Source organism: uncultured Fibrobacter sp. (assembly GCF_900316465.1).
Taxonomy (GTDB): Bacteria; Fibrobacterota; Fibrobacteria; order Fibrobacterales; family Fibrobacteraceae; genus Fibrobacter.
The window spans coordinates 1-3,018 of record NZ_ONDD01000057.1 but is presented as its reverse complement, the minus strand read 5'-3'; the positions used below and the strand labels follow the sequence as shown (position 1 = coordinate 3,018).

Genomic DNA, 3,018 nt, shown 5'->3' with positions numbered 1-3,018 from the left:
CTGTTGAGGGAGCGCTTGTGGTAGCCGCGCGGGGTCTTGTAGTAGGCGTAGTAATCCTTGACAAAGTAAGGTGCGTCGTCCGGGAGCGGGTCAATAACACCGCCGGCTAGGTCGTACGTGCCGTTCTTGAAGTCCTTGGTGCGCTGGGCCATCAAAGCCTTGCGGGCCTCGTTGCGGGCGTCGGCGTTGTTTGCGGAATCGAAGTAGCCGTTCGCGGTTACGCGGCTCATGTCGTACATGGTCGAGGCAACCGTCGCCTTTACGCGAGTATCGATGCCGGCTGCGTTAATCGCCATGCCGCCCCAGCCGCAAATGCCGATGATGCCGATGCGTTCCGGGTCAACGTTGTCGCGGGTCGAGAGGAAATCTACAGACGCCATGAAGTCTTCGGTGTTGATGTCCGGGCTGTTCATGTAGCGCGGCTCGCCACCCGATTCGCCGGTGAAACTCGGGTCGAATGCGATGGTCAGGAATCCGCGTTCCGCCATCTGCTGGGCGTAAAGGCCGCTGGACTGTTCCTTGACGGCACCGAACGGGCCCGAGACCGCGATCGCGGGGAACTTGCCGTTCACCTTGAGGCTCGTGTCCTTGGGCACGAACATGTCGGCGGCGAGTTCAATGCCAAAATGGTTCTTGAAAGTGACCTTGGAATGTTCGACCTTGTCGCTCTTGGGGAAAACCTTGTCCCATTCGGCGGTGAGCGTAAGCTTGTTCATATTTTCGTCCTTTGTCTGTTGTGCTGCGGAGGCTGTTTCTGTTGCGGACTGCGCGGCCGGCGTGGCGGCACCTTGCGCGGCAGCATTGTTTTCTTTTTCGGGGCAGCATGCCATCAGGGTGCATGCGGAAACCACGGCAAGCGCCGCTTTAAAGAATTTGGATTTCATGATTTATCTCCTTGTTGTTAAACTTTCTTTCCCATGGCGAACGCTTTTTTCAGGAGCGCGGAATTCTTCTTGACATCGCCGGCGCTTTCGGCACCCGTGGCGCAGAGGGCGCCCTTGAGCTTCACGCCGTCGAAACAGGCAATCCACCCGCCAATGCCGCACTTCGCGATGTTCATGGCCTTCGCGTCGGTGTCGGCGGCAGACGTGAGCAGGTAAATCTCGCGGAACTTGTAATCGCTGGAATAGAGGGAATTCGCACGGTCGAGCATCGTCTTGAGCTGGCCGCTCATTTCGTAATAGTAAATCGGCGTCGCGAACACGATGACATCGGCCGATTCCATCTTCTTGGTAATGGCGGGAGCGTCGTCCTTGATGACGCACTTGCCCTTCTTCTGGCAAGCGAGGCAGCCCATGCAGAAACCGATCTTCTTCCCACGCAGCGACTCGAATTCCACCTTGTTGCCCGCCTCGGCGGCACCCTTCGCGAACTCCTGCGCCAGGGTTTCGGAGTTGCTTCCCTTGCGCAAGCTGCTGGACAAGACCAATACTTTTTTCATAGGTTCCTCTCGGTTGAAGTCTTTACATGTTCAAATATACCTCTTTTTTCAGATATTGCAAATACTTTGTTTTCATAACTAGATATGCTTATAAGGCATAGAAAGCATGCTTTCACAAGCCTTAGTTATTCCTTCCGAGCATTATTTTTGCAAATTCATACCTGCGGGGCTTGAATTTTATTAGTTTTCGGGTATGGAACTTCGAGTTTTACGGTATTTTCTGGAGGCGGCGCGGTTGGGGAATGTCTCGCGCGCGGCGGATAATCTTTGCGTGACGCAGCCGACGGTGAGTCGCCAGCTCAAGGAGTTGGAGGAGGAGCTGGGCGAGAAGCTTTTCGAGCGCACGAACTACGCGATTCGGCTGACGCCTGCGGGGGAACTCTTGCGGGAGCGTGCGGAGGATATCCTTTCGATGGCGGACAGGACGGTGCAGGATTTCAAGTCGCTGAAGGAAGACGAGGTGGTGGGTGAAATCGCCATTGCCTGCGCGGAATCGCGGAACGTGAATTTTCTTTCGAAGTGCATCGGGATTCTCCGGGACGACTATCCGAAGATTAAGTACAACTTATATTCGGGCGACAGCGAGCGCGCCTTGGAAAAGCTGGACAAGGGCATTTTTGATTTCGCGGTGGTTGTAGACAACGTTGATTTGGAAAAGTACAACTGCCTTGCGGTGCGTTCGGTGGACCGCTGGGGCGTGGTAATGCGACGCGACGACCCTCTGGCCAAGCGGGATTTCATCGAGCCGAAGGATTTGCTCGACAAGCCGCTGATGGCGTCGCGCCAGGCGATGGTGGCGGATTTGCCGAAGTGGTTCGGCGACGATATTTCGAGGCTGAACGTAATCGTGGGGCTGGATCTTTCGTACAACGGTTCGGTGCTTGCGAAGGAAGGCACGGGCTACCTGCTCACTTTCGACGGCCTGGTGGATACGAGTCGCACTTCGCGCCTGTGCTTCAGGCCGCTCATGCCCGAGCTCACCACCAACATGTACATCATTTGGCGGCGGGGCCAGCAGTTCACGCGGGCGGGCGAACTTTTCCTCGATACGCTCCGGCACGTGCTGGGGGAATAGGCCGAGATTAGAGGATTGTTCTCATGCTTGAAATTGAACAATATAATACAAAGTATATCAACGATGCGGTTGAAATCTGGAACGACATCGTCGAGGATGGCATCGCGTTTCCGCAAATGGATTTGCTTGACCCGCAGACGGGAGACGAGTTTTTCAAGTCGCAGTCATTCACAGGCATCGCTATCGATGCGGACTCCGGCGAAGTGGTCGGGCTATACATTCTCCACCCCAACAATGTTGGCCGGTGTGGTCACATTTGCAATGCCAGCTATGCTGTTTCGTCCGACATGCGAGGCAGGCACATCGGAGAGAAGTTAGTTATGGATTGCTTGAAAAAAGGGCGGGATCTGGGGTATCGAGTGCTTCAGTTCAATGCTGTCGTGGAAAGCAACATCCATGCCAGGCATCTGTATGAACGGCTCGGTTTTGTGCAATTGGGCACGATCCCCAAGGGCTTTCTGATGAAAGACGGGCATTATGAGAACATCTGCCCCTACTATAT

General features: G+C 55.0%; 4 protein-coding genes. 2 read left to right on the top strand and 2 right to left on the bottom strand.

Annotation, left to right across the window (positions count from 1 at the left end; translation table 11 throughout):
* Together QZN53_RS12925 and QZN53_RS12920 are read right to left on the bottom strand one after the other, a co-directional pair.
* Positions 1-716: alpha/beta hydrolase (locus tag QZN53_RS12925; protein ID WP_367269201.1), on the bottom strand; the 716-nt coding region annotated here is incomplete at its 3' end.
* Positions 717-901: 185 nt separating this feature from the next.
* Positions 902-1,441, bottom strand: a complete 540-nt coding sequence (locus tag QZN53_RS12920) for a flavodoxin family protein (RefSeq protein WP_163439323.1) — start codon at positions 1,439-1,441, stop codon at positions 902-904.
* 193 nt (positions 1,442-1,634) lie between these two features.
* On the opposite strand from QZN53_RS12920, the gene QZN53_RS12915 reads away from it, so the two are divergent.
* On the top strand, positions 1,635-2,516 hold the full coding sequence (locus QZN53_RS12915) for a LysR family transcriptional regulator (RefSeq protein WP_163439322.1): 882 nt from the start codon (positions 1,635-1,637) through the stop codon (positions 2,514-2,516).
* Between the two features lie 23 nt (positions 2,517-2,539).
* Positions 2,540-3,018 (top strand): GNAT family N-acetyltransferase (locus tag QZN53_RS12910; protein WP_163439321.1); only part of this gene is annotated, 479 nt, incomplete at its 3' end.